20 protein-coding genes and 1 tRNA gene are annotated in these 24,725 nt (G+C 66.1%); 13 read left to right on the plus strand and 8 right to left on the minus strand.

The annotated features are described in order from the left end of the window. Positions 1 to 7 precede the first annotated feature (7 nt). Positions 8 to 385 carry a 30S ribosomal protein S8e gene (locus P0Y33_RS02310; protein WP_279528955.1) on the minus strand — a complete coding sequence of 126 codons (378 nt, stop codon included), beginning with the start codon at positions 383 to 385 and terminating at the stop codon, positions 8 to 10. Positions 386 to 496: 111 nt separating this feature from the next. Between P0Y33_RS02310 and P0Y33_RS02315 the strand changes: the two genes are divergently transcribed. From P0Y33_RS02315 to P0Y33_RS02330, 4 genes are read left to right on the plus strand one after another with little or no spacing between them, the layout of a single operon-like run. Beyond that, positions 497 to 937, plus strand: coding sequence for a DUF2240 family protein (locus tag P0Y33_RS02315; RefSeq protein WP_279528956.1), 441 nt, complete (start codon positions 497 to 499; stop codon positions 935 to 937). After that, positions 938 to 1,327, plus strand: coding sequence for a hypothetical protein (locus P0Y33_RS02320; RefSeq protein WP_279528957.1), 390 nt, complete (start codon positions 938 to 940; stop codon positions 1,325 to 1,327). It abuts the gene before it with no gap. Beyond that, positions 1,324 to 2,142, plus strand: coding sequence for an orotidine-5'-phosphate decarboxylase (pyrF, locus tag P0Y33_RS02325; RefSeq protein ID WP_279528958.1), 819 nt, complete (start codon positions 1,324 to 1,326; stop codon positions 2,140 to 2,142). The genes P0Y33_RS02320 and pyrF overlap by 4 nt, the downstream gene beginning before the upstream one ends. Before the next feature lie 51 nt (positions 2,143 to 2,193). Continuing rightward, positions 2,194 to 2,865, plus strand: coding sequence for an HAD family hydrolase (locus P0Y33_RS02330; RefSeq protein ID WP_279528959.1), 672 nt, complete (start codon positions 2,194 to 2,196; stop codon positions 2,863 to 2,865). A gap of 5 nt (positions 2,866 to 2,870) precedes the next feature. On the opposite strand, the gene P0Y33_RS02335 is transcribed toward P0Y33_RS02330, so the two are convergent. Further along, positions 2,871 to 3,056, minus strand: coding sequence for a zinc finger HIT domain-containing protein (locus P0Y33_RS02335; protein ID WP_279528960.1), 186 nt, complete (start codon positions 3,054 to 3,056; stop codon positions 2,871 to 2,873). A gap of 190 nt (positions 3,057 to 3,246) precedes the next feature. On the opposite strand from P0Y33_RS02335, the gene P0Y33_RS02340 reads away from it, so the two are divergent. The 6 genes from P0Y33_RS02340 (at position 3,247) to P0Y33_RS02365 (ending at position 10,924) form a co-directional block, all read left to right on the plus strand. Then, positions 3,247 to 5,115 (plus strand): ABC transporter substrate-binding protein, encoded by a 1,869-nt coding sequence (locus P0Y33_RS02340; protein ID WP_279528961.1) that lies wholly within the window; start codon positions 3,247 to 3,249, stop codon positions 5,113 to 5,115. Between the two features lie 84 nt (positions 5,116 to 5,199). Then, positions 5,200 to 6,225 carry an ABC transporter permease gene (locus P0Y33_RS02345; protein WP_279528962.1) on the plus strand — a complete coding sequence of 342 codons (1,026 nt, stop codon included), beginning with the start codon at positions 5,200 to 5,202 and terminating at the stop codon, positions 6,223 to 6,225. Then, positions 6,222 to 7,373, plus strand: coding sequence for an ABC transporter permease (locus tag P0Y33_RS02350; RefSeq protein ID WP_279528963.1), 1,152 nt, complete (start codon positions 6,222 to 6,224; stop codon positions 7,371 to 7,373). The genes P0Y33_RS02345 and P0Y33_RS02350 overlap by 4 nt, the downstream gene beginning before the upstream one ends. A gap of 3 nt (positions 7,374 to 7,376) precedes the next feature. Next, positions 7,377 to 8,426 carry an ABC transporter ATP-binding protein gene (locus P0Y33_RS02355; protein ID WP_279528964.1) on the plus strand — a complete coding sequence of 350 codons (1,050 nt, stop codon included), beginning with the start codon at positions 7,377 to 7,379 and terminating at the stop codon, positions 8,424 to 8,426. Next, entirely contained in the window at positions 8,423 to 9,769 is a 1,347-nt protein-coding gene (locus P0Y33_RS02360; protein ID WP_279528965.1) for an ABC transporter ATP-binding protein, read from the plus strand. Before P0Y33_RS02355 ends, P0Y33_RS02360 begins: the two co-directional genes overlap by 4 nt. A gap of 123 nt (positions 9,770 to 9,892) precedes the next feature. Beyond that, complete coding sequence (locus P0Y33_RS02365) at positions 9,893 to 10,924, plus strand: ring-cleaving dioxygenase (protein WP_279528966.1); 1,032 nt, start codon at positions 9,893 to 9,895, stop codon at positions 10,922 to 10,924. A gap of 2,182 nt (positions 10,925 to 13,106) precedes the next feature. On the opposite strand, the gene P0Y33_RS02370 is transcribed toward P0Y33_RS02365, so the two are convergent. Both P0Y33_RS02370 and P0Y33_RS02375 read right to left on the minus strand, forming a co-directional pair. Next, positions 13,107 to 13,844 carry a hypothetical protein gene (locus tag P0Y33_RS02370; RefSeq protein ID WP_279528967.1) on the minus strand — a complete coding sequence of 246 codons (738 nt, stop codon included), beginning with the start codon at positions 13,842 to 13,844 and terminating at the stop codon, positions 13,107 to 13,109. Positions 13,845 to 13,922: 78 nt separating this feature from the next. Further along, the gene (locus tag P0Y33_RS02375) at positions 13,923 to 16,205 is read right to left on the minus strand and encodes a phospholipase D-like domain-containing protein (RefSeq protein ID WP_279528968.1); all 2,283 of its coding nucleotides are present in this window, start codon (positions 16,203 to 16,205) and stop codon (positions 13,923 to 13,925) included. A gap of 173 nt (positions 16,206 to 16,378) precedes the next feature. On the opposite strand from P0Y33_RS02375, the gene P0Y33_RS02380 reads away from it, so the two are divergent. Then, on the plus strand, positions 16,379 to 16,756 hold the full coding sequence (locus P0Y33_RS02380; RefSeq protein WP_279528969.1) for a hypothetical protein: 378 nt from the start codon (positions 16,379 to 16,381) through the stop codon (positions 16,754 to 16,756). 149 nt (positions 16,757 to 16,905) lie between these two features. On the opposite strand, the gene P0Y33_RS02385 is transcribed toward P0Y33_RS02380, so the two are convergent. Next, the gene (locus P0Y33_RS02385; RefSeq protein WP_279528970.1) at positions 16,906 to 17,262 is read right to left on the minus strand and encodes a hypothetical protein; all 357 of its coding nucleotides are present in this window, start codon (positions 17,260 to 17,262) and stop codon (positions 16,906 to 16,908) included. A gap of 354 nt (positions 17,263 to 17,616) precedes the next feature. Between P0Y33_RS02385 and P0Y33_RS02390 the strand changes: the two genes are divergently transcribed. Further along, entirely contained in the window at positions 17,617 to 18,423 is an 807-nt protein-coding gene (locus P0Y33_RS02390; RefSeq protein ID WP_279528971.1) for an HNH endonuclease, read from the plus strand. Positions 18,424 to 18,545: 122 nt separating this feature from the next. On the opposite strand, the gene P0Y33_RS02395 is transcribed toward P0Y33_RS02390, so the two are convergent. The 3 genes from P0Y33_RS02395 to P0Y33_RS02405 form a co-directional block, all read right to left on the minus strand. Further along, positions 18,546 to 18,620, minus strand: a tRNA-Glu gene (locus P0Y33_RS02395). 389 nt (positions 18,621 to 19,009) lie between these two features. Further along, complete coding sequence (locus tag P0Y33_RS02400) at positions 19,010 to 20,233, minus strand: MFS transporter (protein WP_279528972.1); 1,224 nt, start codon at positions 20,231 to 20,233, stop codon at positions 19,010 to 19,012. Positions 20,234 to 20,275: 42 nt separating this feature from the next. Beyond that, positions 20,276 to 21,493: an MFS transporter gene (locus tag P0Y33_RS02405; protein WP_279528973.1), complete on the minus strand. Its 1,218-nt coding sequence runs from the start codon at positions 21,491 to 21,493 to the stop codon at positions 20,276 to 20,278. 254 nt (positions 21,494 to 21,747) lie between these two features. Between P0Y33_RS02405 and P0Y33_RS02410 the strand changes: the two genes are divergently transcribed. Continuing rightward, entirely contained in the window at positions 21,748 to 24,630 is a 2,883-nt protein-coding gene (locus P0Y33_RS02410; protein ID WP_279528974.1) for a bacterio-opsin activator domain-containing protein, read from the plus strand. Positions 24,631 to 24,725 lie beyond the last annotated feature (95 nt).

Consider the following 24,725-nt stretch of genomic DNA (forward strand, 5'->3'; position numbering starts at 1 on the left):
TGGTGGATTACTCCTCGACTTCGACGGCGTTGACCTGCGCGTTCTGGCCGGGGCGGGTCGTGACGCGGGCCGTGCCGGCGTCCGTCTCGATGATGGCGCCCTTCGTGATGATGTTCCGGCGGGCGTAGTTCGGGTTGGCGTCGTTACGGACGACGTCCTGGATCTCGGCGTGGACGGTCTCGCCGTCGGCCGTGTGGACGTTCGCGACGTTCGTCTTCAGCGCGCGCGTCTTCTTCTGGTTGCCACGGGAGTCGACCGTCCGGAAGGTCGGCTCGCCGACGGTCGTCTCGGTCGGCTGGCGACCGAGTTCGTGCTTCTTCTTCTTGTCGTGGGGGCGAATTCGGGCACCGGTCTTCGTACGCTTGGAGCGGCCCTGGTACTTCATACGGGAACGGACGCCTGACGCGTACTAAAAAGGCTCGGAACGGGTTTCTGTTCTCGACAGTCCGGAACCGCTCCTTTTAGACCGTCCGGGCGCATCTTCCGACCAGAGAGCATGAGCCTCCGCACCGCCGTCGCCGCGCCGTTCAAACAGCAGGGGAAGGCCCGCATCGGGGAACACGAGTTCGTCGTCTCGCTCTCGCTGGAGCGCGACTGGCTCGCGCCCGACGAGGCGAAACAACTCGTCGACGTCGCGGCCGACGAGGGCCTCGTCACCCGGGATGACGGCGACCTCGTCGCCGACTTCGACGTCGAGAGCGTCGAGATTCCTGAGGGGTTCACCCCCGACGAGTCGGTGCTACGCGAGCGCTCGGCGTTCGAACAGGTAGTCGACGCGCTCGCGTCGGCCGGCCACGAGCGCCAGACGGCGGTTGCGAGCGTCAACGAGCTCCAGGCCGACCTCGGGCTGACGGCGGACGCGGCGGCCGTCGTCTACGCCCGTCGTGAGGGTGTCGAGGTCGACGCAGCCGCGCGCAAGGCGCGGGAGGGGCTCTGAATGGTCGAACGCGAGTTGAACGACGGCGTCCGCATCGCCCAACTCCTCTCCTCGGAGTTGACGGGCCGGGAGGCCGGCGCCTTCGACCGCGTCGAGGTGACGAACGTCGTCGACACCGCGGACCTCGAACCGACGGAGTTCGGCGAGCGCGCGTACGACGTGAGTTTCGACGGCGAGCAGGTGGGGAGCGTCTTCGTCCACCCGGACCGCGCGCACCTCGAACTCCGAGACACCGTGGCCCTCGACGCGGCCCGCGAGCGCGCGAGCGAGGAGGACCTGCGCGTCCGGCCGAAGGCGGTCGAACCACCCCGATTGCTCGTCTTCGTCGAGAACGGTGTCGAGGTGAAGCGAGTGATTGACGTACTCGCGGCGGCCCTCGAAGAACGATGAGCCAGAGTCAGAACCAGAACTTCTTCGCGCGTCTCGGCGAGCGCATCGACGAGACAGGTTCGGTGGTCTGTGTGGGTCTCGATCCCGACCAGTCCCGTCTGCCCGACGAGGTGCGCGACGCCGACCTGCCGCGCTGGCAGTTCAACCGTCGCATCATCGACGCGACCCACGAGCACGCCGCCTGCTACAAGCCCAACGCGGCGTTCTACGAGGACGCCGACGGCTGGCGTGCCCTCGCGGAGACGATCGCCTACGCCCACGGCAAGGACGTGCCGGTCATCGTCGACGCCAAGCGCGCTGACATCGGCAACACCGCCCGCCAGTACGCCGAGAGCCTGCAGGACCTCGACGCCGACGCGGTCACGGTCAATCCCTACATGGGCGAAGACTCCCTGAAGCCGTTCCTCTCGACCGGCCTCGGCGTGTTCATCCTCTGTCGAACCTCCAACCCCGGCGGGGCGGACATCCAGAACCGCGAACTGGAGGCCGGCGGCACGGTCTACGAGCACGTCGCCCGCCTCGCGAGCACGTGGAACGAAAACGACAACGTCGGTCTCGTCGTCGGCGCGACGGCACCCGACGAACTCGAAGACATCCGCCGGCAGGTACCGAGTCTCCCCTTCCTCGTCCCCGGCGTCGGCGCGCAGGGCGGTGACGCGGAGGCGGCCGTCGAGTACGGCCTGAACGAGGACGGCGTCGGCGTCGTCAACTCCACGCGCGGCATCATCTTCGCAGGTGAGGACAGCGACGACTGGGCGGGTGCGGCCGGCCAGGCGGCCAAACGCCTCAAAGAGCGTCTCGACCAGTTCCGCTGACCGGCTGGCCGAGGCATAGTTTCACGTGCGTCGCCACGAAATACGTGGACAGTGCCGACAGATATCGCGGTTTACTTCGGTCTCGACGGGACCCTCGTCCACCCCGACCGCCCGTTCGAGGACGTCGTCCGCACTGCCTTCGAGCGGTGCGACTACGCGGCCGACGACGTGACCGTCGAGGCCTACTGCCGCGCGCTCGGCGACCTCGTCGACGACTGCGAGGACGCTCCCTACGCTCGCGCCGTCGAGGCGGTGGGGCTGGACGTCGACCCGGAACTGTTCGACGCGGCGATTCACGTCGTCGAACCGGGCTTCACCGAAGCCGACCCGGACGCGACGGCGCTCCTCTCGGAACTCGCTCGTTTCCCCGTCGGTGTGCTGACCCACGGCGAGGGACGGATGCAGCGAGCCAAACTCGACGCCTGCGGACTCACGTCCCACTTCGACGCCGTCGTCGTCTCCGGCGAAGTGGGTGCGGGAAGACCCGACCCAGAACTGTACGCGCTGGCCGAGGAACGCCTCCCGGCGGCCGGCCACGCGCTCGTGGCACACGACCTCCAGCGTGACGTCCACCCCGCAGTCGAGTACGGGTGGACCGGCGTCCACCTCGGCGCCGGAGCGACTGGCGCAGGTGGCGTCGACGAAGTCGGGGACTCCGGCGCCGTCATCGCGGCCGAGTCGCTGACGGCGGTCCCGGGAGTACTCGACGTGGTCGACCGCTGAGTGGGCTACTTCGGTTCCTCGAAGGGACGTTCGTCCGTCTCCTGCGTGCGCGTCGGCGTCTCACTGGCGCACTCCGTACAGAGGCCGACGTCCCGGTCGTAGTGGGTCGCGCACACCAGCGAGTGACAGCGGTCGCACTGGTACTGTGCCTCGGCCGACTCACAGATCTGACAGAGTCCGCTGACGCTCATACCCGGGGGGACGGCCGACCGGTCAAAGAACCTGTGGGCCGCCGACCGCGCTGGACACTCGTGATGCTCCACCCCAGACCCATCGGAGCGACTCAGTCGACATTTATATATCAATGAAAAGGTATTTAGGGTTCAACTCTACAGTTATCTGTAGTATGTGGTGTGGGGTCGGCCCACACACGACCTTCCCATGTCAAAGAAAGGCCCCATTCCCCACGGTATCGACCGGCGCAAGTACCTCGCATCGATCGGACTCGCTGCTGGCGTGAGCGTAGCCGGGTGTTCGACGCGGGATTCGTCCACGACGCCGACGGAGTCCGGCGGGAACCAGACGACCACGTCGAAGTCACAGCCCTCAGTCGGCGGGCAGTGGATACAGGGACAGACCTCCGGCGTGCAGACGCTGATTCCCTTCCTCAGCACCGACGAGATCTCCGACTACGCACTGGCCCGCGTCCTCGACTACGGCGCGTTCATCAGCCCGGACCTCGAACCGAAGGGACTCTGGTTCGAGAACTGGGAGATGAACGACGCCAACGACGTCATCCGCTACAAACTCCGGGAGAACCTCCAGTACGGCGGCGATCTCGGACAGGTCACGGTCGACGACTACCTGTACAACCTGAAACACATCCACCAGAACAAGGAGAACTGGGCGGGCTACAACTACGTCAGCAAGTTCTACATCGACGGGGAGCCGATCAACTACGTCAAGGAGGGGAAGTACACCTTCCGTGCCGAACTCCCGTCTGCGCGTGCCAACCGGATGTTCAATGACTACACGATGTGGATGCGCCCACTCCCGAAGGGCATCCTCGAGAAGTACGTCCCGTCGAAGGACATCCAGGGGTTGAAGAAAGACGAGCAACTCGTCGACGCGAGTTGGACCGGGAACCTCGGGCCGTTCACCCTCGACGAGTGGAAACGGCAGTCCCACCTCACCTTCACGCGCAACGAGAACTACTACCTGCGGGAGGCCGAGGAGTTCCCCGACGACATCCCGTACTTCGAGTCCTACAAGATGCAGCAGTTCAACTCGACGTCGGCCATCTCCTCGGCGCTGAAGACCGGCGGCGTGACCGCGACGGGACTCAACCCGTTCAAGGCGGACACTTTCAAGCAGGCCGACGACGTCCAGGTCGTCACCAACAAGTACGGTTCCGGACTGTTCTACGTCACCCTCAACCAGCGACTCAACGGATGGGAAGGGTTCCGGAACAAGGACGTCCGGCAGGCGTTCGCGATGGCGCTGGACAAACAGACGATGATCCAGAACATCCAGCAGGGGTACGCGACGCCGGCGCACACGTGGTCACCCGTCTGGGGGCCCTACTACTCCGAGGAGGGCATCTGGAAGCCCAACGGCCCGCGGATCGAGGAGGCGAAGTCGAAGATCGAGTCCGCACTCGACAGCTACACCTACGAGAACGGCAAACTGAAGGGTCCGGACGGCAATCAGGTCGAGTTGAAACTCGCGTGGGTCACCGGCGCGAAGACGACGAAACTCACCAAAGACTACCTCCAGTCGCAGTTCAACAAACTGGGCGTTTCAGTCACGCTCGAGGGCGTTAACTGGACGACGATGCTCGGGAAGTACTGCAAGAACAGCGCCTCGAACACCGAGGGCGTCTCGGAGGCCGACTGGGTCGCCAGCCCGTTCAACGGCGGTCCCTGGGACCAGTCGACCAGTCCGCGCGACTGGGACATCATGACCGGCGTCGGCTTCGACCACGGCGCGTACACGCCGTGGTCGGTCATCCAGATGCTGTTCACCACTCGCGGTTCATACAACTGGGCCGGCTACGTGCCGCCCGAGAGCTTCAACCTCGACACGAAACTCCAAGAGGCGGCCGCGGCGGGCTCCCGTGAGAAGACCAAGAGTCTCCTCCAGAGCACGATGAACATGCTCAGCGAGGAACAGCCGGTGCTGTTCTCGATGACCGAGAAGGTCCTCACCGGCTATCGCGACCGGGTAGCCGGGCTCGAGACAGACCCGGAGAACTTCTACGGGGCCGTGAACGGCAACTCGAAGAACCGCCAGCTCTACTTCGAGGGCTGAACCGTCGGGTGTCGGCGCCGACGACACGCGGCGTCGACGCACCCGAGATTACCCTCACACTCACACGACCGTTCTCAACTCACAATGTACGGCTACGTTGCGAAGCGGATCCTCTTCACGATCTTCGCCTGTTGGCTCGCCCTCTCGATCGTCTTCGTCGTCGTGACCGCCGCGCCCAACACCGACCAGTGGCGCGCGTCGATGCAGGTTGCCCAGGCCGGCGGGAACGCGAGCGAAGCGATGGAGGCCTACGCCGAGCGCCACAACCTGAACGAACCGCTCCACGAACGCTACCTGAACTACATGGAGAACATGTTCACCCTCAACTGGGGGTGGTCGACGATGCGCAATCAACCGGTCACGACGGCGATTGGCACGGCGTGGCCCTACTCCGCGCAGATCATGATCCCTTCAATCATCCTCGCGGTCGTCTTCGGCATGTTCATCGGTCTCTACTCCGCGATGCGCCAACACACGTGGGTCGACTACGCCGGGTCGTTCACGGCGTTCTTCGGTGTGAGCATCCCGAACTTCTGGTTCGCGATCATGTCGATACTGGTCGTCTCTGTGTGGTTGCGCGACCTCGCCCAACCGTATCTCCTGTTCGGCTACCCGATCGTGGAACTGATTCCGCCGGTCTACTATCACACGAGCTATCCGATGTTCTCGCTGGCGAACCTCCAGCAGATCGTCCTCCCCATCCTCATCGTCTCGACGGCGACCGTCGCGACCCAGATGCGCTACGCACGCGCCGAGGGCCTGGAGTACATGGAGAGCCAGTGGGTGAAGGCCGCGCGGGCGAAGGGTGCCGGCGAGTGGCACATCATGATCAAACACGTGTTCCGGGTCGCCCTCATCCCGCTGTCGACGATCCTCATCGGCGACGCCCTGGCCATCCTCTGGTCGGGGGCGTTCCTCGTCGAGTACGTCTTCCAGATCCCCGGATTGGGGCTGCTCGCGTTCAAGGCCATCACCGGCGGGGCGAACGATACCGCGCTCATTATGGGCGTCATCCTCATCCCGACGTTCCTCGCGCTCGTCGGGAACCTCCTTCAGGACCTCGCCTACGTCTGGCTCGACCCGCGCATCAACTACGGTGATCGGACGTGAGCGACGACGACCAGTACCGCGACCTCACCTTCGACCAGATCGACTGGGAGGAACAGTCGTCGGCGGGACTGTCCCTCTCGACGCGCACGAAGGCCCAACTCGTCGCGTTCGGCCTCCTCGGCGCGGCCTTCTGCTACGACCTCTTCGTCGTCGCGCCGAAGGCCCCGACGATGACGTGGCCGTTCACGTGGGACGTCACCGGCATGGACTGGACGTTCATGGCGACGCTGCTCGTCCTCTTCTTCAACGGCGTCGTCCCGCTCTACCAGAACCAGCGACTCACGAAGTACTATTGGACGGAGTTTCGGAAGAACAAGGCGGCGGTCGTCTCCCTCGGCTACATCGCCGTCCTCTTCGTCGTCGGCGGTGTCGGGCCGATCCTCCTCTCGGCGCCCGAACAGCACTTCTCGCAGATGTACCTCCCGCCGGTGGGGATGACGGCCTCGCCGCAGGGCCAGGTCGTCACCGGGACGTGGGCACACCCACTCGGGACCGACGCGCGGGGGCGAGACCTCCTGAAACTCCTCGTGTTCGGCGCGCGCGTCAGCCTCGAAGTCGGTCTCATCGGGATGCTCGTGATGGTCTCGTTCGGGACCACCGTCGGCACCGTCGCGGCCTACTTCGGCGGGTGGGTCGACGAGGTCCTGATGCGCTACACCGACATCCAGATGACGTTCCCTGCGTTCATCCTGATGTTGCTGATGGTGTACCTCTTCGGGGGGAGTCTCTTCATGATCATCCTGTTGTTCGGCGTCCTCTCCTGGGAGGGGACCGCCCGGCTCATCCGCTCGGAGGCCCTCCAGAAACGCGAGGAGGCCTACTTCAAGGCGGCCGAGAGTTTCGGCGCGAGCAACGGGTCGATCATCCGCCGCCACCTCGTCCCGAACGTCTCGAGTACTGTCATCACGAACGCGACGCTCGTCGTCCCCTTCTTCATCCTCTCGGAGGCGTCGCTCTCCTTCGTCGGTCTCGGCGACCCGGACGTCATCTCGTGGGGGCAGGTCATCGCTAGCGGCCGGAGTTCGCTCGGCTCGGCGCCGTGGATCGCGACGCTACCGGGCGTCTTCCTGTTCTTCACCGTGTTGGCGTTCAACTACGTGGGCGACGCGGCCCGCGACGCGATGGACCCGCGAAACACCAGCGAGTAGACGATGTCCAGGACTATCCACTCAGACGACGCACCGCTGCTCGAAATCGACAACTTGCACACCCACTTCGAGACGGAGACCGGGACCGTCCGCGCCGTCGACGGCATCTCCTTCACCGTCGACCGCGGCGAGACCGTCTGTCTCGTCGGCGAGTCCGGCTCCGGTAAGTCGGTCACCAGCGAGTCGATCACCCGACTGTTCCACTCGCCGCCGGGGAAGATCGTCGAGGGCGACGTCCGCTTCGACGGCGAGTCGGTCACCGCCCTCGACGAGTCGGAACTCCAGTCGATCCGGGGCGGCCGCATCGGCTACGTGTTCCAGAACCCACAGGGCGCGCTCAACCCGGTCTACACCGCGGGCCAGCAGATCGTCGAGGCGATCGACCTCCACCACGATGTGAGCAGTGCGGAGGCACGCGACCGGGCTATCGACCTGCTCGACCGCGTCGGCATCCCCGAGGCGGCGACGCGGGTCGACGACTACCCCCACGAGTTCTCCGGGGGGATGAAACAGCGGGTCGTCATCGCGATGGCACTGGCCTGCGAACCGGACCTGCTCGTCGCGGACGAACCGACCACCGCACTCGACGTGACCATCCAGTCACAGATTCTCGACCTCCTCCGGGAACTGCAAGACGAGATGGAGATGAGTATCCTGCTCGTCACCCACGACCTCGGCGTCGTCGCGGAGATCGCCGACCGCGTGGTCGTGATGTACGGCGGCAAGGTGATGGAGCGCGGCGGCGTCTACGACGTCTTCGAGACGCCGAAACACCCCTACACGCGGGCGCTCCTCGACTGCCTGCCGGGGCGTGGTGACGCGATGGAGCCGATCAGCGGGTCGCCGCCGGACCCGCTGGACCCGCCGAGTGGCTGTCGCTTCCACCCGCGCTGTCCCCACGCGACCGCCGACTGCCGCCAGGGCGAGCAGCCACCCGAGGTCGAGATCGAACGCGGGCTCGAAGCCTCGTGTCTCTTCTACCAGTCCGGCTACGACGCCGACGAACTCGGCGACTGGTCGTACGAGGGTGCCGGGGGAGGTGCCCGCCGATGAGTTCCGAGCGTACCGACTCCTCGGCCTCGGCCTCGGATTCGGCTCCGGATGCCTCGGCCGAACCGCTCCTCGACGTCGTCGGCCTGAAGAAACACTATCCGGTCACCGAGGGCCTGTTCAACCGGCAGGTCGGGACCGTCCGCGCCGTCGACGGCGTCGACTTCACCGTCCGCGCGGGCGAGACGGTCGGTCTCGTGGGCGAATCCGGCTGCGGGAAGTCGACGGCCGCGGAGACCGTCCTTCGACTGGAAGAGCCGACCGCCGGCGAGATCCGCTTCGAGGGGCAGGACGTGACCGACCTCGACGGCGACGACGAGCGGGCGTTCCGGCGCAACGCCCAACACATCTTCCAGGACCCGGATTCGAGTTTCGACCCCCGGATGACCATCGGTGAGTCCGTGATGGAACCGATGCGCGTCCACGGTCTCGACGAGCGCGCGAAGCGCCGCGCCGTCGCGAAGAACCTCCTCGAACGGGTCGGCCTCGACCGCGACGACGTCGACCGCTACCCCCACGAGTTCTCCGGCGGGCAGAAACAGCGCATCAGCATCGCCCGGGCGATCGCCACCAATCCCGACCTCCTGGTGGCCGACGAACCGGTCAGCGCACTCGACGTCTCCATCCAGGCGAGTATCCTGCAGTTGCTCGACGACCTCCAGCAGGAGTTCGACATCGGCGTCCTCCTCATCAGTCACAACATGGGCGTCGTCCGCGAGGTGTGCGACCGCGTGAACGTCATGTACCTCGGCGAGATCGTCGAATCCGGCCCGACCGAGTCGTTGTTCGCGGACCCGAAGCACCCCTACACCCGCGCGCTGCTCTCGGCCATCCCGTCGCCGGACCCGCGCCAGCGTGGCTCGGGCGTCGGGCTCACCGGGAGCGTCCCGTCGCCGGCCAATCCGCCGAGTGGCTGTCGCTTCCACACTCGCTGTCCCGAGGTCGTCCAACCGGCCGACTACGACTTCGACCAGGCGGCGTGGCGCAGCGTGATGGACCTCCGTGTCCGCCTCCAGACCGAGGGGATCGACGTGGATGCCGTCCGCGAGTTCGTCGCCGACGAGACCGCGACCGACGCGAGCGACATCTCGGCGGCGGCGATGACGGCCGCGATCCGCGACGAGTTCGATATCCCTGACGAACTCGGTGACTCCGACGCGGAAGCAGTTCTTTCGGACGCCCTCGCCGACGTGGCCGCCGGCCGGCAGGAGCAAGCCACAGACCGACTCGCCGCGGAGTTCGAGACCCCCTGCGAGACACAGACTCCCGCGACGACCGACGTCGGCGACGACCGGATCGTCGAGTGCCTCCGCCACGAACTCGACGTCGCCGAGACCGCCGACTGAAGCGGCTCTGTGGCTGCGTGACTGCAAGGGAGCCGCCGGGCCACCGAGACGTCTCAGTTCCGCGGTAGTTCGGTAACACTCGGGTCAGCGTGCACTCAAGTCGGTTCAGCGCCTTTGTGGGGTATGTCCAACCCGACACCGACGCCGGGAATCCACCACGTCACCTGTGTCGCGAGCGACCCGCAGCGAAATCTCGACTTCTGGGTCGAGACGCTCGGTCTCCGCCTCGTCAAGCGCTCGATCAACCAGGACGACCCCTCCACGTACCACTTCTTCTTCGCGGACGCGGAGGGGACGCCCGGGACGAGCATGACGTTCTTCCCCTGGGGCGACACCTCGCAGGGGAAGGTCGGCTCCGGGCAGGTCTCCCGGACCGCGTTTCGCGTCCCCGAGGGGAGCCTCGACTACTGGGAGACGCGCTTCGACGAGTACGGCGTCGACTACGACGACCGGGTCGAGCGCTTCGGCGAGACCGTCCTCCCCTTCCGGGACCCGGACGGCCTACCGGTCGAACTCGTCGAAGTCGAGATTCCCGCGGACGACCCGACCGTCCCGTGGACGGCGTTCGTCCCCGAGTCGGCTGCGATCCGAGGGTTCCACTCCGTGACGCTCTGGCTAGCGGACCCCTACCAAACGGAGGAACTCCTCCGGACGATGGGCTTCGAGGAGGTCGGCACCGAGCAGGCCCAGGGCGACACGCCGGGTGACGAGCGGACCCGCTTCGCCGCGGCCGGCCCCGTCGGCGCGTACGTCGACGTCCTCCCGACCATCGCGAGCGGCCGGCAGGGCTGCGGGACGGTCCATCACGTCGCCTTCCAGACGCCGACCGACGACGACCAGGCTTCGATGCGGACGGCCGTCCGATCGGCCGGCCTCAGCCCGACGCCACAGATCGACCGTCACTGGTTCCGGTCGGTCTACTTCCGCGAGTTCGGCGGCGTCCTCTTCGAACTCGCGACGCGCGACCCCGGCTACGACAGCGACGAACCGCTCGACGACCTCGGCGGCCGCCTCGTCCTCCCCGGCGAGTTCGAGGCCCGCCGCGACCAGATCGAGGCCGGTCTCCCGGACGTGACGATCCCGCAGGCCGACTCGGCCGACGGTGACGACGCCGACTCGGCCGACCGCGAGCCCGACGCCGAAGCGGACGCCTGAACCACGGCACAGTCCATCGCTGCGTTTGCGTGCACTGGCGCGTCTCCTCGTCACGACTCGTGTCGAGCGCGCGTTGGCGCTTCTCGGCGACCGTCTGCATGGCTTCTTTCTTGTCCTCGATGTTCGCTGGTCGCGCCGCCAGTCGAAGTCGGTGTAGAACGCGATCAGGGCTTTTGACCCCGTCGCCGGAGCGGTGGCCAGCGTCGTCGGCGGTACTCTCGTAGCCGGCCAGCGCGTTGACCCCTGTGAGAGCGGTTTGTCCTCGCCGCGCTCGGCCACCTCGACGGAGGAGAGCGCCGCGAGTTCCGTCTCGAACGCCCACCGGAGGTGTGATCGTGCCGCGCGGCGGCGCCGCCAGCACAGCCAGTCCGACCTGGCGAGGGTCACGACGGCACCGACCACGCTCCCGCGGACGAATCCGGTAATCGTCCCCGCCACGGGGGAGACTGCACGCGGCGTGGAGACAGGTCTCCTGCCCGATCGCCTCGTGTGGCCGTGCGGGACGACGGATTCGAGGAGTCGGGTTCATACTCGGTTTTGCGTGCCGTGCGCGGTCGAGCGGGCGTCTCCGGAGAAGAGCGTGTCCGGATGGGATTCATAATCGGCGTATATCCCCGGAGGAGAGTGATGTGGACGAGTACTCCGGTCGAGCTAGGTCCGCGTTCGCGGCCGGGGTGGAGTCACCCTCGCTGGCCGGATTCGGCGGCGACAGTCCCCCGACGTGCCGATTTCCGCTCCCGAGTCGCCGGTCGATAGCCACGTAGGCTCGATAGTCTCGACGCCGCGAATCTTCATAATCGGGTGCTGTCGTGCGGTTTTCACCGTCTGATCGGTGGCGAGCCGCATCCCCCTGCAGAGCGGTCCCACCGGGATGGCCGTCTCCGGCGCCGAGCAGCCACCTCGCAGGCGATTCTCTCTTGCCGTTCTCTTGGGACGCGGCGCCGACCCGGCCGTCAGACTCGTTTCACCCCCCTCGCCACACCACTCCTTCCGGGGAAATCACCCGAGTATGACCGTCGATGCGCGCACGACACGTGCCGAGAGTCGCGCTCGCCCGCGCTCCCGCCGCCGAACCGAGTATGAACGTCGCAGGGCTGTGTCCGCGGACCGACTGCCGCAGGAAGCAGCCGCACACCGCGACGACTCCGGTTCGACCCACTTCGAAACAGCCGACACGACCTATCCACCCTAGAACTGTTCGCTCGCCGCGACGCGGGGACGCACGTCTCGGCTGCGCGGGTATTGCACGATTCCGCTCCCCATCGCAGTGCAAACCGGGGGTCGTACAGCATAGTCGATGCGGGCCCGGCCGTCTCCATACATCGATTTCGAGGATTTGGGGCAGCTCTGACGTCGAGAGCGGCTCTCCACCGGGCTCGGCTCGTCCATAGATTGCCACGCGGTCCGAAAGGAGGTGGGGGAGAAGCCCGCTGTTGGGGGTGCACCCGCGTCGCCGCGCCCGTCGGCGACGAGACGGGGTTCGCCGTTCGCGAATCGGCCGAAATCGGCGGCGCTGCCGACTCGTGACGGTGGCGATGCAGGCTTTCGGATCGACCTCTCGGATAAGTGGCTAGTTCCATAGATTGCCCGGAACGCAACACTGCAGCAATCTATGGAGAATCCCTCCCCGATAACCCCTCGGAAACCCGAGGAATATTTGGTGAGACGCCACCTACCTGGATCGCCCTCAGCGGTCTGCAGTCGGGTGGTTTCCCCTGGTTCCACTCCTGATTGGGGCTCCGATCGCACCACCCCGTTACAGCCGACTGGCCACGCCACCCCCGCTTCTTTCCGGACAATCGTGCAATCTATGGACGCGACGAGCGCCGTCGAGACCGTTCATCGGCTGTCCTCGTCGCTGCGATGGCCGAGTTTCGACCACTGGCGATTCGGGCCCGACTGCCGAGGGACTGTACCACGTCGATCGCCGCCGCCCGTTTGTCGGACTCCCCAGGGACGCCCCCGCAGGCCACCTGACGCCGAACAGACGAGCCGACCTGTGCCCTCACGTCCACGCAGCGGCTGGCTCCAGCGAGTGGCTGTGCGGTGACGAGAGTCCAAGGACGGCCGAGCGAGGAGTGGGTTCGATACAGGGCAGCACCGAACTCAACGTCCACCACGAATTACCGATAGCCGCGATCGTCGCGAGCGGGTGTGTCGCAACCCGATTTCCTTCACGGAGTCAGACGATCGCTGGTGCTGGTCGGCGATACTGCTCGTCGAGTGCGGGCCCACCGAGCGAAACGTACAGCTCAATCAGGTCGGCGACGTCGCTCTCGCCGTAATCCGTGAGTAGTCGTGTCAACTCGCGGTGAACGCTTGTCTCCTCGAGTCCGGCGTCGACGTTTTCGACGTATTTCGTTCCGAGGACGCGTCCGACGTGCTTTCCTTGGACCGCTGACTCATCGATTTCGGCGAGGTAGCCCTCTGGAAAGCGGTAGTCCTCATACCAGACGCCGGCGTTGTCGATTCCTGCGAGTTTGTAGGCTTTCCAGTCGGGGAGAACGTGTTGGTCGTCCCAGAGCTCGTCAGCGTATTCGTCGGCAGCGGCGAGCGCGACGTCGACGTGGTCCTCGAACAGGCGCTCAATCGCCGGGCGGAACGCACTCCCTGTTCGCTCGTCGACCTCGGCTGCCCAGTTGAGCAGGTGTGTCCCGTCGAACCAGGCCCCGTTGTAGGTGAGGATGCGCTCGATATCGCGCTGGTCGCACCACTCGAGCAGGCGATCGAAGAGGTCGGCCGTGTATGCATCCTCCCAGCCACCCCGCCGAAAGAGTACCTGGGTCGCTGGCGCATCCTCCAGTACGTCCGCGTATGCGAGTCCGACGGCGACCCACTCGTAGTAGGCCGTCTCGTTCGAGCCGTCGGGTGGCTCCTCGAAGGGGCTTGCCGTCTCGATGTCCAATACGAGCGTTCCCATCTCGTCTCACCGTTCGGTCAGGCCGCGGATGAACGCTTCCACACGACGGCCGTGAGTCGAGCCGTCTCGCGAGGGTCGCTAGCTGCTGAACAGTCGCGAGAGGAAGCCACCGGAGTCGCTCTGTGTGTCGTCGGCCTCGGCTTCGCGCTCTCCGGTGGGCCCCGTCGAGTGTGTCTCGGCGCCGGTCTCGGCGGGGTCGTCGAGGAGATCGGCCAGCGAGTACCCAACCCATTCGGCGAACTCCTCGGGTGCACCGATGTAGACACTGGTGCCGGATTTATCGGACATGAAGCGCTTGGAGAGGCGTTTTTCGTAGTCGTAGACCTCGTACTCGTCGCGGTCGAAGTCCGCAGTGATCGCGTTCGGCTCGGACTCGAACGTGACACGGCCACCCTGGATGTCACGCTGCCACTTCAGCCGTCCCGTATCGTAGGTCTTCTCGGCCGGTTCGTCGGCGGGGAAGTACTCCGGTTGCTCGCGGTCGGCCTCCGCGTAGAACTCGCAGAAGATACGGCGGACGTCCTCGATGGTGCCGTTCCCGTCGGTCCACGGTTGCTCGGTAAGCATCCGGCGGGCGACGTAGCTGAAGATCGGGTTCTGTCGCTCCAGGACCTCCGCAAGGTCGGTTTGCGCTTCGCGGAACCCCGGATCCTCTGGGTTCGACGGGAACGAAACGTCCATGCTCAGGATCTTCATCCGGTTGCGGAACTCCGATTTCGGGAGCGCGTCGTTCGTCGTGAAGATGAGGCAGGGCTGGTCGACGCTGGTCGGCGTCCAGTCGCCCCAGTAGTTCCGGATGGGGCTCCAGCTCTGGATCTTGCTCTTCTCCGCGTCGATGATAGCGTACGGGAAGGACGTGTCCCACTCGCGGACCCCCCGAATCTCCTTGACGCCGACGTCGTCCGCGTCCACTCCGGAGATGACCGTGTTGTCGGAGACGAGTCGGAGGATGTACTCGGTGAGTTTGTCCTTCCCGGCGTCGCTCTTCCCCTCGATGTAGAGGTGCTGGAGCACGTTGTCGAGCGTGCGCGACGGCGAGGAGAGGGCCTCGGCGTACTGGTTGGCGAACGGCGCCCAGAACCCGTAGAGGAACGCCTCGTACATCTGCGCCATCACGGCTGTCTCGGATTGTGTGTGGCCGTGGTCGCGGACCGTCTCGATGTAGGCCTCGATGGTGGCGAGACAGTGATTCAGGATCTCCGGAGTTGGCTCGTCCGTCGCGACGAGGATCATCTCGTCATCCTCGCCGATGATCACCTGTTCGGCCTCCGGGAGCACCGACATCGTCGGGATAGACGTGGATTCCTTGACCTGGTTGTTGTACGCGCTCAGCGGCGCGGTGATACTGTGGTCCTCGACGGTCGCACCGCGGTCACGAAGACTCGTCCCGAACTCGTCCGCGATATCCTTGTCGACCTTACTCGTCCCCATGCGGATTTTCTCGTCGGGCGCCCGAACCCGTGGGCGGTCGAGTGTGTCGGTCAGGCCGGTCTCGTGGTCCGACTCGACGAGTCCGACGTCCGGCTCCTCCTCGCCGTCGGCCGCATCTGCGGTTTCAGCATCGGTCTCGTCGGATTCGACGACGGTTCGATCCGCGTTTTCGGGCTCCTCGATGAACGCGACCGTTTCGTCCGCGTCTTCCGGGTCGTCGACGACGGCGGTCACCCGATCAGCGATCGCCGTCACGTCCTCGACGGCGTCCTGGTTTAGCGCGGCCGTATCGCTCACGTCGAGGTCGCCGGCACCTACCCAGTACTCGATACGGTTCTCCCGCTCCTCCGGTGAATCGGCCTCTTCGAGAGCGTCGACGAGCCCTTCGAGGAGTGTCTGATCGCTGTAGCCGTCGCGATATTCGTCGATAAAGCGCTCGAACTCTTGGTCAAGTTCGGTGCCGACCTCGGTGGTGAAGACGGAAATCTGGTTGGTGTGGTACTCCCAGGAGTTCCGCGAGAGATTCGCCGAACCCTGCACGAGCTTCACTGTGTCGTCCGGCATCACGATGCGGTAGATCTTCGAGTGGACGACCTTCCGGTTCTTGAGCCGGACGGTCAGACGGCCGTCCTGGCGGAGTTGCACGAGCGAACGCGCAGTTGCAACCTCGTTAACCTGGTCAGCGTAGTCGTCGGCATTGCCGATCAGGACGTCAAGTGAGTCGATGTCGTACTCCGTCAGCATCTGGACCATCAGTTCGGGTGTCTCCGCGTACGTCACGGCGTCGACGTGCCGTGCCCCCTCGAACAGGTCGAGGAAGTCACCCCGATCTTTCACCATCGCCAGCCGGTACTTGGCCGACCCCGACCCGTAGAACTCCGGCATGTCGGCGAACCTATCGAACGACACGTTCGCTGTCAGTTCATCCATAAGATATGTTCATGCCAGGTACAGATAAGTCCGTTCTAGCAATCGGTGTGTCCGTCTATCGACCTTGATGCGAGCGACGATGCAGAGGTGACGTGACGCTCTATTCCTGGATTCAGCCATCGTGTCACGCTGCCCACAAAGTACGCACAGCTACCGGCCCGCCGCTACAGTGTATGTCGACAGAGACACCGAGCGACGATCAGTCCACGAACGAGGCAGCGGAGTCCGAGGAGGTTGAGGCCAGCATAGACGACAACGCTTCGTGGGAGGATATCGGACGCGACTTGCTTCACGCACGACTGGAGCGAATCAGCGAGGAAACCGTACGGAATGCCTTCCGACAGGCAACGTCACGTATCGCCGCGGGCGAGGCGTTGACCGAGGAGGATATCGTCGAGATGTATACTGCCATCGAGGAGGCAAAGCGGGGTATCGAACTGGCGGCCGCAGTGTCGCCCGAGACAGCGCCGTTCCCGGACCCCTATGACTTCCTCTGCGAGTCGGATCGACAGCGATACATTGAGGAGGCCGAGCGACGACGCGACGTCTGAACCCCGCGTGTCACGGGCGACCCGCACTTTGGTTTCTTCACCGCCCACGTAGACCGTGGGCTCACGCAGTATGCCGTCGAGGACCAGGCATTCTCCTCGTACCCGTTCGTGTGCTGCTGGTCGTGGGATCCTGTGTATCCACGCGAGGGTCAGGCGTCCCTGAATTCGGTGAGCGAGTGGTTCGGGCTGTCACTGTTCCACTTGCCGATCTGGATGACGTCGAACGTGTCCAGGGGAGCGGCAAGCTCGTCGGCAAGTTGGGTCCGGATCGCGCTGGCGAGACTGTCGACGCGGATCGCCGTGAGCGCGTGCTGGGTGAGGGAGTAGCTGGTCGCGAGGCTCGTCGGGGCGACGACGATGACGCTCGCCCCATCGACGCCGTCGAGCGCGAGTTGGGCATCTCGGTACTGGAGCACCGTCGCATCGAGCTCGTCGACCGGGAAGAGACAGCTAGCCGCACCATACTCGATGGTCGCCCCCGCCGACTCGAAATGCCCTTTGAGCATAATCGACTGTAGATATATGCTCAATGGGCATTATCTTTGTGGTGGACGAGGAATTGACCCACTCACGCTCTCGAACACCGCCAACGCGAGACGTCCCCACGCGCCGCTGCCGAGTGGCCTGCTGTGAACGGCTACGACAATAGCCCGGTCTACAACGACGATTCGTCGAATCCACGAAGACCTCGGCGACACTCCGTCTTCGGCCGGCCGTTTGGGTGGTTCGTCATGGTGGGCGACCCACGACTCTCGCCACGGCGGTGCTCCCCCCTCTCGTCTGTGGTCCGCGTGTTCGATGCAACCCACCTCACTGGGTCGTCACTCCGCCATTTATCGGGCTCGCCAGCGGCGAGAGCCATGCCGACGAACGTCCGAGACGAGCGCCAAGAGGAATCGACCTGCCCGACCTGTGACCGTGACTTCGCGTCGGCGCGTGGAGTGCGTGTCCACCACACGCGCGTCCACGGCGAGCGCCTGCCGAATCGTCAATGTGCCGACTGCGAGACTCCCTTCTACGCGCCCTACGCCGAGCGGGTGCGCTGTGACGACTGTGTGGGGACACTCGATGACGCGGACGGCCGTCCTCGCACCGACCAGGGTGATACGACCGGGACGTGTCTCGTCTGCGACGCCGAATTCCGGTACTACGCCTCGGAGAAGAACGGGCGATACTGCCCGGCCTGCGTCGCCGATCCCGACGTCGCGTGTACGGTCCACGTGCAGTCGAGCGATCGGGTGTCGGTCGCGTGCTCGCACTGCGGCGAGGAGGTCGACGTCTTCCGCTCCGAGGCCGACGCGCAGTCGGACCACTTCTGTGACCGTGCGTGTTACCGCGCGTGGCTGTCGGTGACGCAACGTGACTCGGCGAAGTGGTGTGCTGACGACAACCCGAACTGGCGCGGCGGCGTCGACGCCGACGACCTCTATGGGGCAGGGTGGCCCAGTGCTCGCCGTCGCGCACTGGAGCGAGATGACCGTGAGTGCCAGCGGTGTGGGGTGGGGAAGGAGGAATTGGGCCAGAATCCCGACGTGCATCACCGAACACCCGTGCGAGAGTTTGGGGATCCCCGAGAGGCACATACCCTCGACAATCTCGTCTGTTTGTGCCGGCCGTGTCACCTCGCCGTCGAACGTGGGGAGGCGCGGGTCGAGGACGGGGAGTAGTGCGGTAGTAGCACACTACTCGAAACCTATGTCAGAATCAGAGGATAGCCGTCTCTAAACGCGAAGTGCGTTATTCTGGGGATAGAAGCTGTCGCTTCGAGGTTTGGGAAGTGTAAGGAAAGTGCTCCGTCAGGGATTTGAACCCTAGTCCTTGCCGTGAGAGGGCAAGATGATTGGCCGGACTACACCAACGGAGCGTACCTGCATCGCCACATCCGTCGTGGCGTGCGCATTTGTACGGAATGCCCGGTTGTACTTAAGACTCTCGAATCGGGCGCGTCGTGTGACGCGACAGCACGTCTACCCCGTACATAGCGAATAGTTCATCTACTCGGAGTTACGCATCGTTCGTCCGCGACGCCGCGGTCGTCGACGAGGACCACCAACTGGAAAGTGGAGTTCGGTCGCGTGGGTCGGCGAACGGCGCTCGGGGATCGAGCAGGGTTCGTCTCGGCACGTCCTCATGACGGCCAGCGCCACGGCTCAGCGGTACAATCACTCGCAGGAATCAGTCCGCGTCGCGTCCATAGCTACGCCTTGTCGCGAGAATCACGTAACCGAGGGTCGAAAACCCACCTCGCCTCACCTACCCGCGCCCACCCGCGAGCTGTTCGGCGTCGGGATGGCCGCGGAGGCGCAGCATCGAGAGCGTGCCGACGGCCGGCCCGATAGCCAGTGGGAGGAAGGCCCAGCGCCACCCAACCACCTCGGCGACGAGCGGGAGGAGTTTGATGGAGACGGTCGTCAGGAGGAAGCCGATGGCCGTCTGGAGGGTGAGCGCGGTGCCGACGTAGGAGTCTTCGGCCAACTCCGAGACGGCGGCGGAGAACTGCGCGGAGTCGGCGACGATGGCGAACCCCCAGACCAGGAGGAAGGGGACGAGCACCCACAGCGAAGCCCCGAACAGGAAACCGGCGGCGACGCAGGCGAGGCCGCTGACGGCCATGCTCGCGCTGGTGATGGTCGTCCGGCCGACCCTGTCAGCCGCCGAGCCGGCGACGACGGCGCCCGCGCCGCCGACGGCGATGGTGCCGAACGCGAGCAGCGAGGCGAGGCCGGCCGCCGTGCCGCTCTCGCCCGTGCCGGCACCCCCAGCAGCGAGGCTCGCCGCGAGGTAGGCGGGGATCCACGTCCACACGGCGTACAACTCCCACATGTGGCCGAAGTAGCCCCCGTTCGCCAGCATCGTCCCGCGATCGCGGAGGATGCGGCCGATGGCGCCCGGGTCGAAGGGTGCGGTCGGCGCCTGGTGCGGTCCGGGGTCGACCAGGAGGACGAGCGCGCCGCCGACCGTCGCCAGGCCGGCGGCCCCGTACAGGACGACGCGTGGGTGGCCGACGCCGCCGAGCGCGCGGAGGAGGTGCGGGAGCGCCGAGCCGACGGTGAGCGACCCCACCAGGACGCCGATGGCGAAGCCGCGGCCGTCTTCGAACCAGCCGGTGAGGATCTTCATCCCCGGCGGGTAGACGCCTGCGAGCGCGACGCCCGTCAGGAAGCGGAGGGCGATGGCGGGGGTCGCCGTCTCGACGAACGCGGCGATGGCGGCCGTGACCGCGGCGCCGGCGACGGCCGACGCCGCGAAGAGGTAGCGGGGCGGTACGACGTCGGAGAGGGTGAGCGCCGACGAGAGCAGCGCGCCGGCGACGAACCCGACCTGTACCGCGATAGTGAGCCAGGCAGTCTCGTTCGCACTCAGTCCCCAGGCGGCCGCCAACTCCGGGGCGGCGGCAGTCGCGCTGAACCAGAGGGACATCGCCAGCAACTCGGCGACCGCGACGACGAGCAGCGCCCGGTGGGTGCGTGTGAGCATGGGTGTGGTACCGCGAGGGTCAGCCCCCAGGGACAAAAGTCCTCACCGGGGGGCCGGCTCTGGCGCGCGCCAGGCCAGGACGGTCCCGCACACCGCGAGGACGCCGGCCAGGAAGAACGCGGCGTCGAAGCCGGCCGCACTGACGACGGCACCGCCGGCGATCGGGGCGACGAACGCGCCGGCGAGGCCGACGCTCGTCTGGAAGGCGACGGCCGTCGCGGCGACGCGGGGTTGGACCAGTTCGCGGGCGTAGGTGAACGAGAGTCCGAGCGTGAGTTGGATCGCGAAGCCCGCGAGCAACAGCAGGACGACGAGGAGGACGACGGCGCGGAGTTGCGTGAAGACCAGGACGAGCGGCGCCGCCACCCCGAAGGAGGCGAGGAAGACCGGTCGGCGCCGACCGTCGAAGAGGCGGTCGGAGAGGACGCCGCTACTGACCCGCGAGAGCACGCCGACGGCGGGGAACACGGCGAGGAGCAACCCACTCAGTGCCAGGGAGAGCCCGACCTCCTGGGTGAGGTACGACGACCCCCAACTGTTCACGAACAGGTACAGCGAGTAGCTGAGGAAGCCGAGCGACCCGGCCAGCCAGACGGTTCGGTTCCCGAGGACGGACCCGAACTCGCGGAGCGTCGGGGCGTCGCCGCCCCGCTGGCCGAGACCGCGGCTCGTCGGCCAGAAGAGGGCGAGACCGAGCAGCGCGAACCCGGTGAAGGCGAGGAAGATCGCCGGCCAGCCGAACCGGGCAGCGACGAGCGGGCCGGTGCTCTGTCCGAGCGCGAAGCCGACGGGGCCGCTCGCGGTGAAGATGCCGACGGCCGTCGCCCGGTGGTCGTCACTCACCGCCCGACTCACCATGTCGATGCCGGCGTTCCAGACGACGACGTACGCCACGCCGCCCAGCGCCCGCGACGCGATAACCGACCAGTAGTCGCCGTTGCGGCCCGCGTGCCACCCCCAGACGCCGGCGACGAACAGCGTGAGGACCGCGAGCGCCATCGCCCAGCGGGAGTTCGTCCGGTCGAGGACCGCGCCGACGGGGAGGCTCGCGACGACCGCGGCCCCGAACATGACACCGACGAGGAGACCGGCGACGGTCGGACCGATGCCCAGCGAGGCGCGGATGAGCGGGGTAACGCTTGCGGGGACGATCTCGTAGGCGGCCAGGCCGGTCGAGATGAGACTCGCGCCGGCGACCAGGCTCCAGGTGCCCCACTTCGTCTGTGCGAGTCCGTTCGGGTCGGAGGTCCTCGAAGTCATCGGTAGATGGGTTAGCGGTCCGTACTCGGAGGGGCGGGATGGATGTTCCGACGTACCGGCCACCGACGCGTCGCCGGACCGTACGTGACCACGACCGTGGTGGGGAATCAGTCGAGGGGTTGGATAGTAAACCCCTTTGCCACCGAGTACCTCGATACACAACCAATGTGTCTCGTCACGGGCGGACAGCAGTTGTGTCGGAGCGCTCCGCGGTGGGGCGTCGGAACGAACGACCGCCGGCCCCACGCCGAGTGATGCACGCGACGCCGACCACGCTGTCGTCCCGTCTCCTACTCGTCGGGACGACCGAGTGGACCGCGGCCGTCGCGGAGGTCTGTCGAACGCGGCGCGAGGTGGCCGTCCGACACGTCGACACGGCGGCGGACGCACTCGAGCACTTCCACGAGGGGTGGGCCGACTGCATCGTCACCGAGTACGCACTCGACGGCGTGACGGGGATCGACCTCCTCGAGGCAGTTCGCGACGAGACTACGTCGCTGCCCGTCGTCCTGGCGACGGCGTCCGGCAGCGAGACCGTCGCGAGCGAGGCCATCGCCGCGGGCGCCACCGACTACGTCGCGCTGGACGAGTCGGCGTCACCGCGGGAGGAGGATTTGCTGGAGCGGGTCGAGCGGGCCATCCAGTCGGCCCAGCGGACGACGACCAGACGCGAGCGAGCCAGGCAATTCGACGCGATCTTCCACGACTCGCGGACGGCGACGTGGGTGCTCGACCCGGACGGCACGCTCGCGCGCGTCAACCAGACCGCACGCGAGATGGTCGACGACCCGGTCGACGCCATGGTCGGCGACCCGTTCTGGACGCTGCCCTGGTGGTCGTCGAGCGACATCCAGCGCGACGTCCGACACATCGTCGAGAAGGCGCGCAACGGAGCGTTCGGCAACGCGGTCGTCTCGCAGCCACCCGACGTCGACGATCCGCGCGTCGTCGACCTCTCCGTCCGACCCGTCGAGAACGAGTACGGCGACCTCGTCTCGATCGTCGTCGAAGGCGTCGACATCACCGAACGGGTCGACCTCGAACGGGACCTCAGGCGGTCGGAGGAACTCCACCGGGTCACGCTCAACAACATGACCGACACCGTCCTGATGACCGACGAAGACGGCGAGTACACGTACGTCTGCCCGAACGTCAACTTCATCTTCGGCTACACCGCCGAGGAGATCTGCGAACAGGGGACCATCGACGAACTACTCGGCGAGGACCTCTTCGACCGGGCGGAACTGGCCGAGAAGGGGAGCCTGAAGAACATCGAGTGTACGGCCACGGACAAATCCGGGCGCGAACACACGTTGCTGGTCAACGTCCGGGAGGTGTCGATCCAGGACGGGACGCTCCTCTACAGTTGCCGCGACGTCACGAAGCGAAAGCAACGCGAGGAGGCACTCGCGACCCTCCAGGAGACCGCCCGCGACTTCCTCTACGCGGAGACCCACCAGGAGATCGCCCAACACGTCGTCGACGACACCCCGGACGTCCTTGACCTCGACGCGAGTGCGGTGTACCTCTTCGACGCCGACACCAACGAGTTGCGGCCGGCCGCTCGCTCGGCGACGATGGCCGAACTGAACGGCCCACGCCGTTCGGTCCCGGTCTCGGCGACCGGCGAGTCCATCTCGAGCTACAGTTTCGTCGAGGACGAACCGCTGTTCTTCGACGACGTCCACGACTCGGAGCGCCTCGCGAACCGAGCGACGGAACTCCGGAGTACTACCTACATCCCGCTCGGCGACCACGGCGTGTTCGTCGCCGGTTCCGACCGGCCCGACGCGTTCGACGACGTCACGCGGGAACTCGCCGACCTGCTCGCGGCGACCGCCGAGGCGGCACTCGACCGGGTCACACGGGAGTCTCGCCTCCGTGAACAGGACCTGACGCTCCAGCGTCGCAACGACCAACTCACCGCACTCAACCGGATCAACGAGACGATCCGCGAGATCGACCAGGCGGTGGTCCAGGCGGAGACGCGCGAGGAAATCGACCACACGGTCTGTGAGTTGCTGACCGGGGACGACCGGTTCACCTTCGCGTGGATCGGGACGGTCGACTCGACGACCGGGACGGTCGAACCGCGCGCATGGGCCGGCGACGAACAGGGGTACCTGGACAGTCGCTCGTTCACCGTCGCCGAGTCGGGCGTCGAACCCGCGGGGCGGACGGCGGCGACCAGGGAGGCGACCATCGAGACGAACGTCGCCGCCGGCCTCCGCGACGAACCGTGGCGGAAGGATGCCCTCGCCCGCGACTACCGCTCCGTGCTGGGGATCCCGCTCGTCTACAACGACCTCACACACGGCGTGCTCACGGTCTACGCGGAGACGCAGGACGCGTTCGGCGAGACCGCCCAGGCCGTCCTGGCCGAACTCGGTGAAACCATCGCCTCCGCACTCAGCGCCATCGAGCGGAAGAACGCCCTCCTCACCACCTCGATAACGCGCGTCGAGTTCGCGGTCGACGACCCGTCGTTCGTCCTCTCGCGCATCGCGCAGGAGGCGGGGTGTACGCTGTCGTATCAGGGCGGCGTCCAGCAGACCACGGACGGGAGTTACGTCTTCGTCACGGTCGAAGACGCGTCGGTCGAGACCGTCGAACGGGCCGCCGCGGACCTCGTCGCCGTCGACGAGGTTCGCCGGATCAGTGCGGACGGGGACCAGGGCGTGCTCCGTCTCCGCCTCACGCAACCCTTCCTCGCGTTGGAGTTGGCCGACCACGGGGCCGTCTTCCGGGAGGCGAGCGCCGACCCGACGTCGACGTCGCTCGTCGTCGACATCCCGGAGAGTATCGACCTCCGGAACATCACCCAACTCGTCCGCCGGGCGTTCGCCGACGTCGAACTCCGCTCGAAGCACTCGCTCGACCAGGCGGCCGAACACACTCTCTACTCGAAGTTCCTCGACAAACTCACCGACCGCCAACTCGAGGTGATCCAGACGGCGTACTACAGCGGCTACTTCGAGTCGCCACGCGACAGCACGGGCGAAGACGTTGCGGAGACGCTCGGCATCTCCCCGCCCGCGTTCTACCAGCACGCACGGACGGTCCAGCGCAAACTGTTCGCCGCGCTGTTCGACGAGAACAACCTCTCGATCGCCACCTCGACCGACCAGGTTCGATAACGAACCCCCACACTCACAGAGGGGTTCGTTATTCAACTGACGACTATTCACTGACACACTTGGTACACGTGTGTAGAGTGCCACCCGAGACCGGC

Origin of the sequence: Halospeciosus flavus (genome assembly GCF_029814175.1) — an archaeon.
Taxonomy (GTDB): Archaea; Halobacteriota; Halobacteria; order Halobacteriales; family Halobacteriaceae; genus Halospeciosus; species Halospeciosus flavus.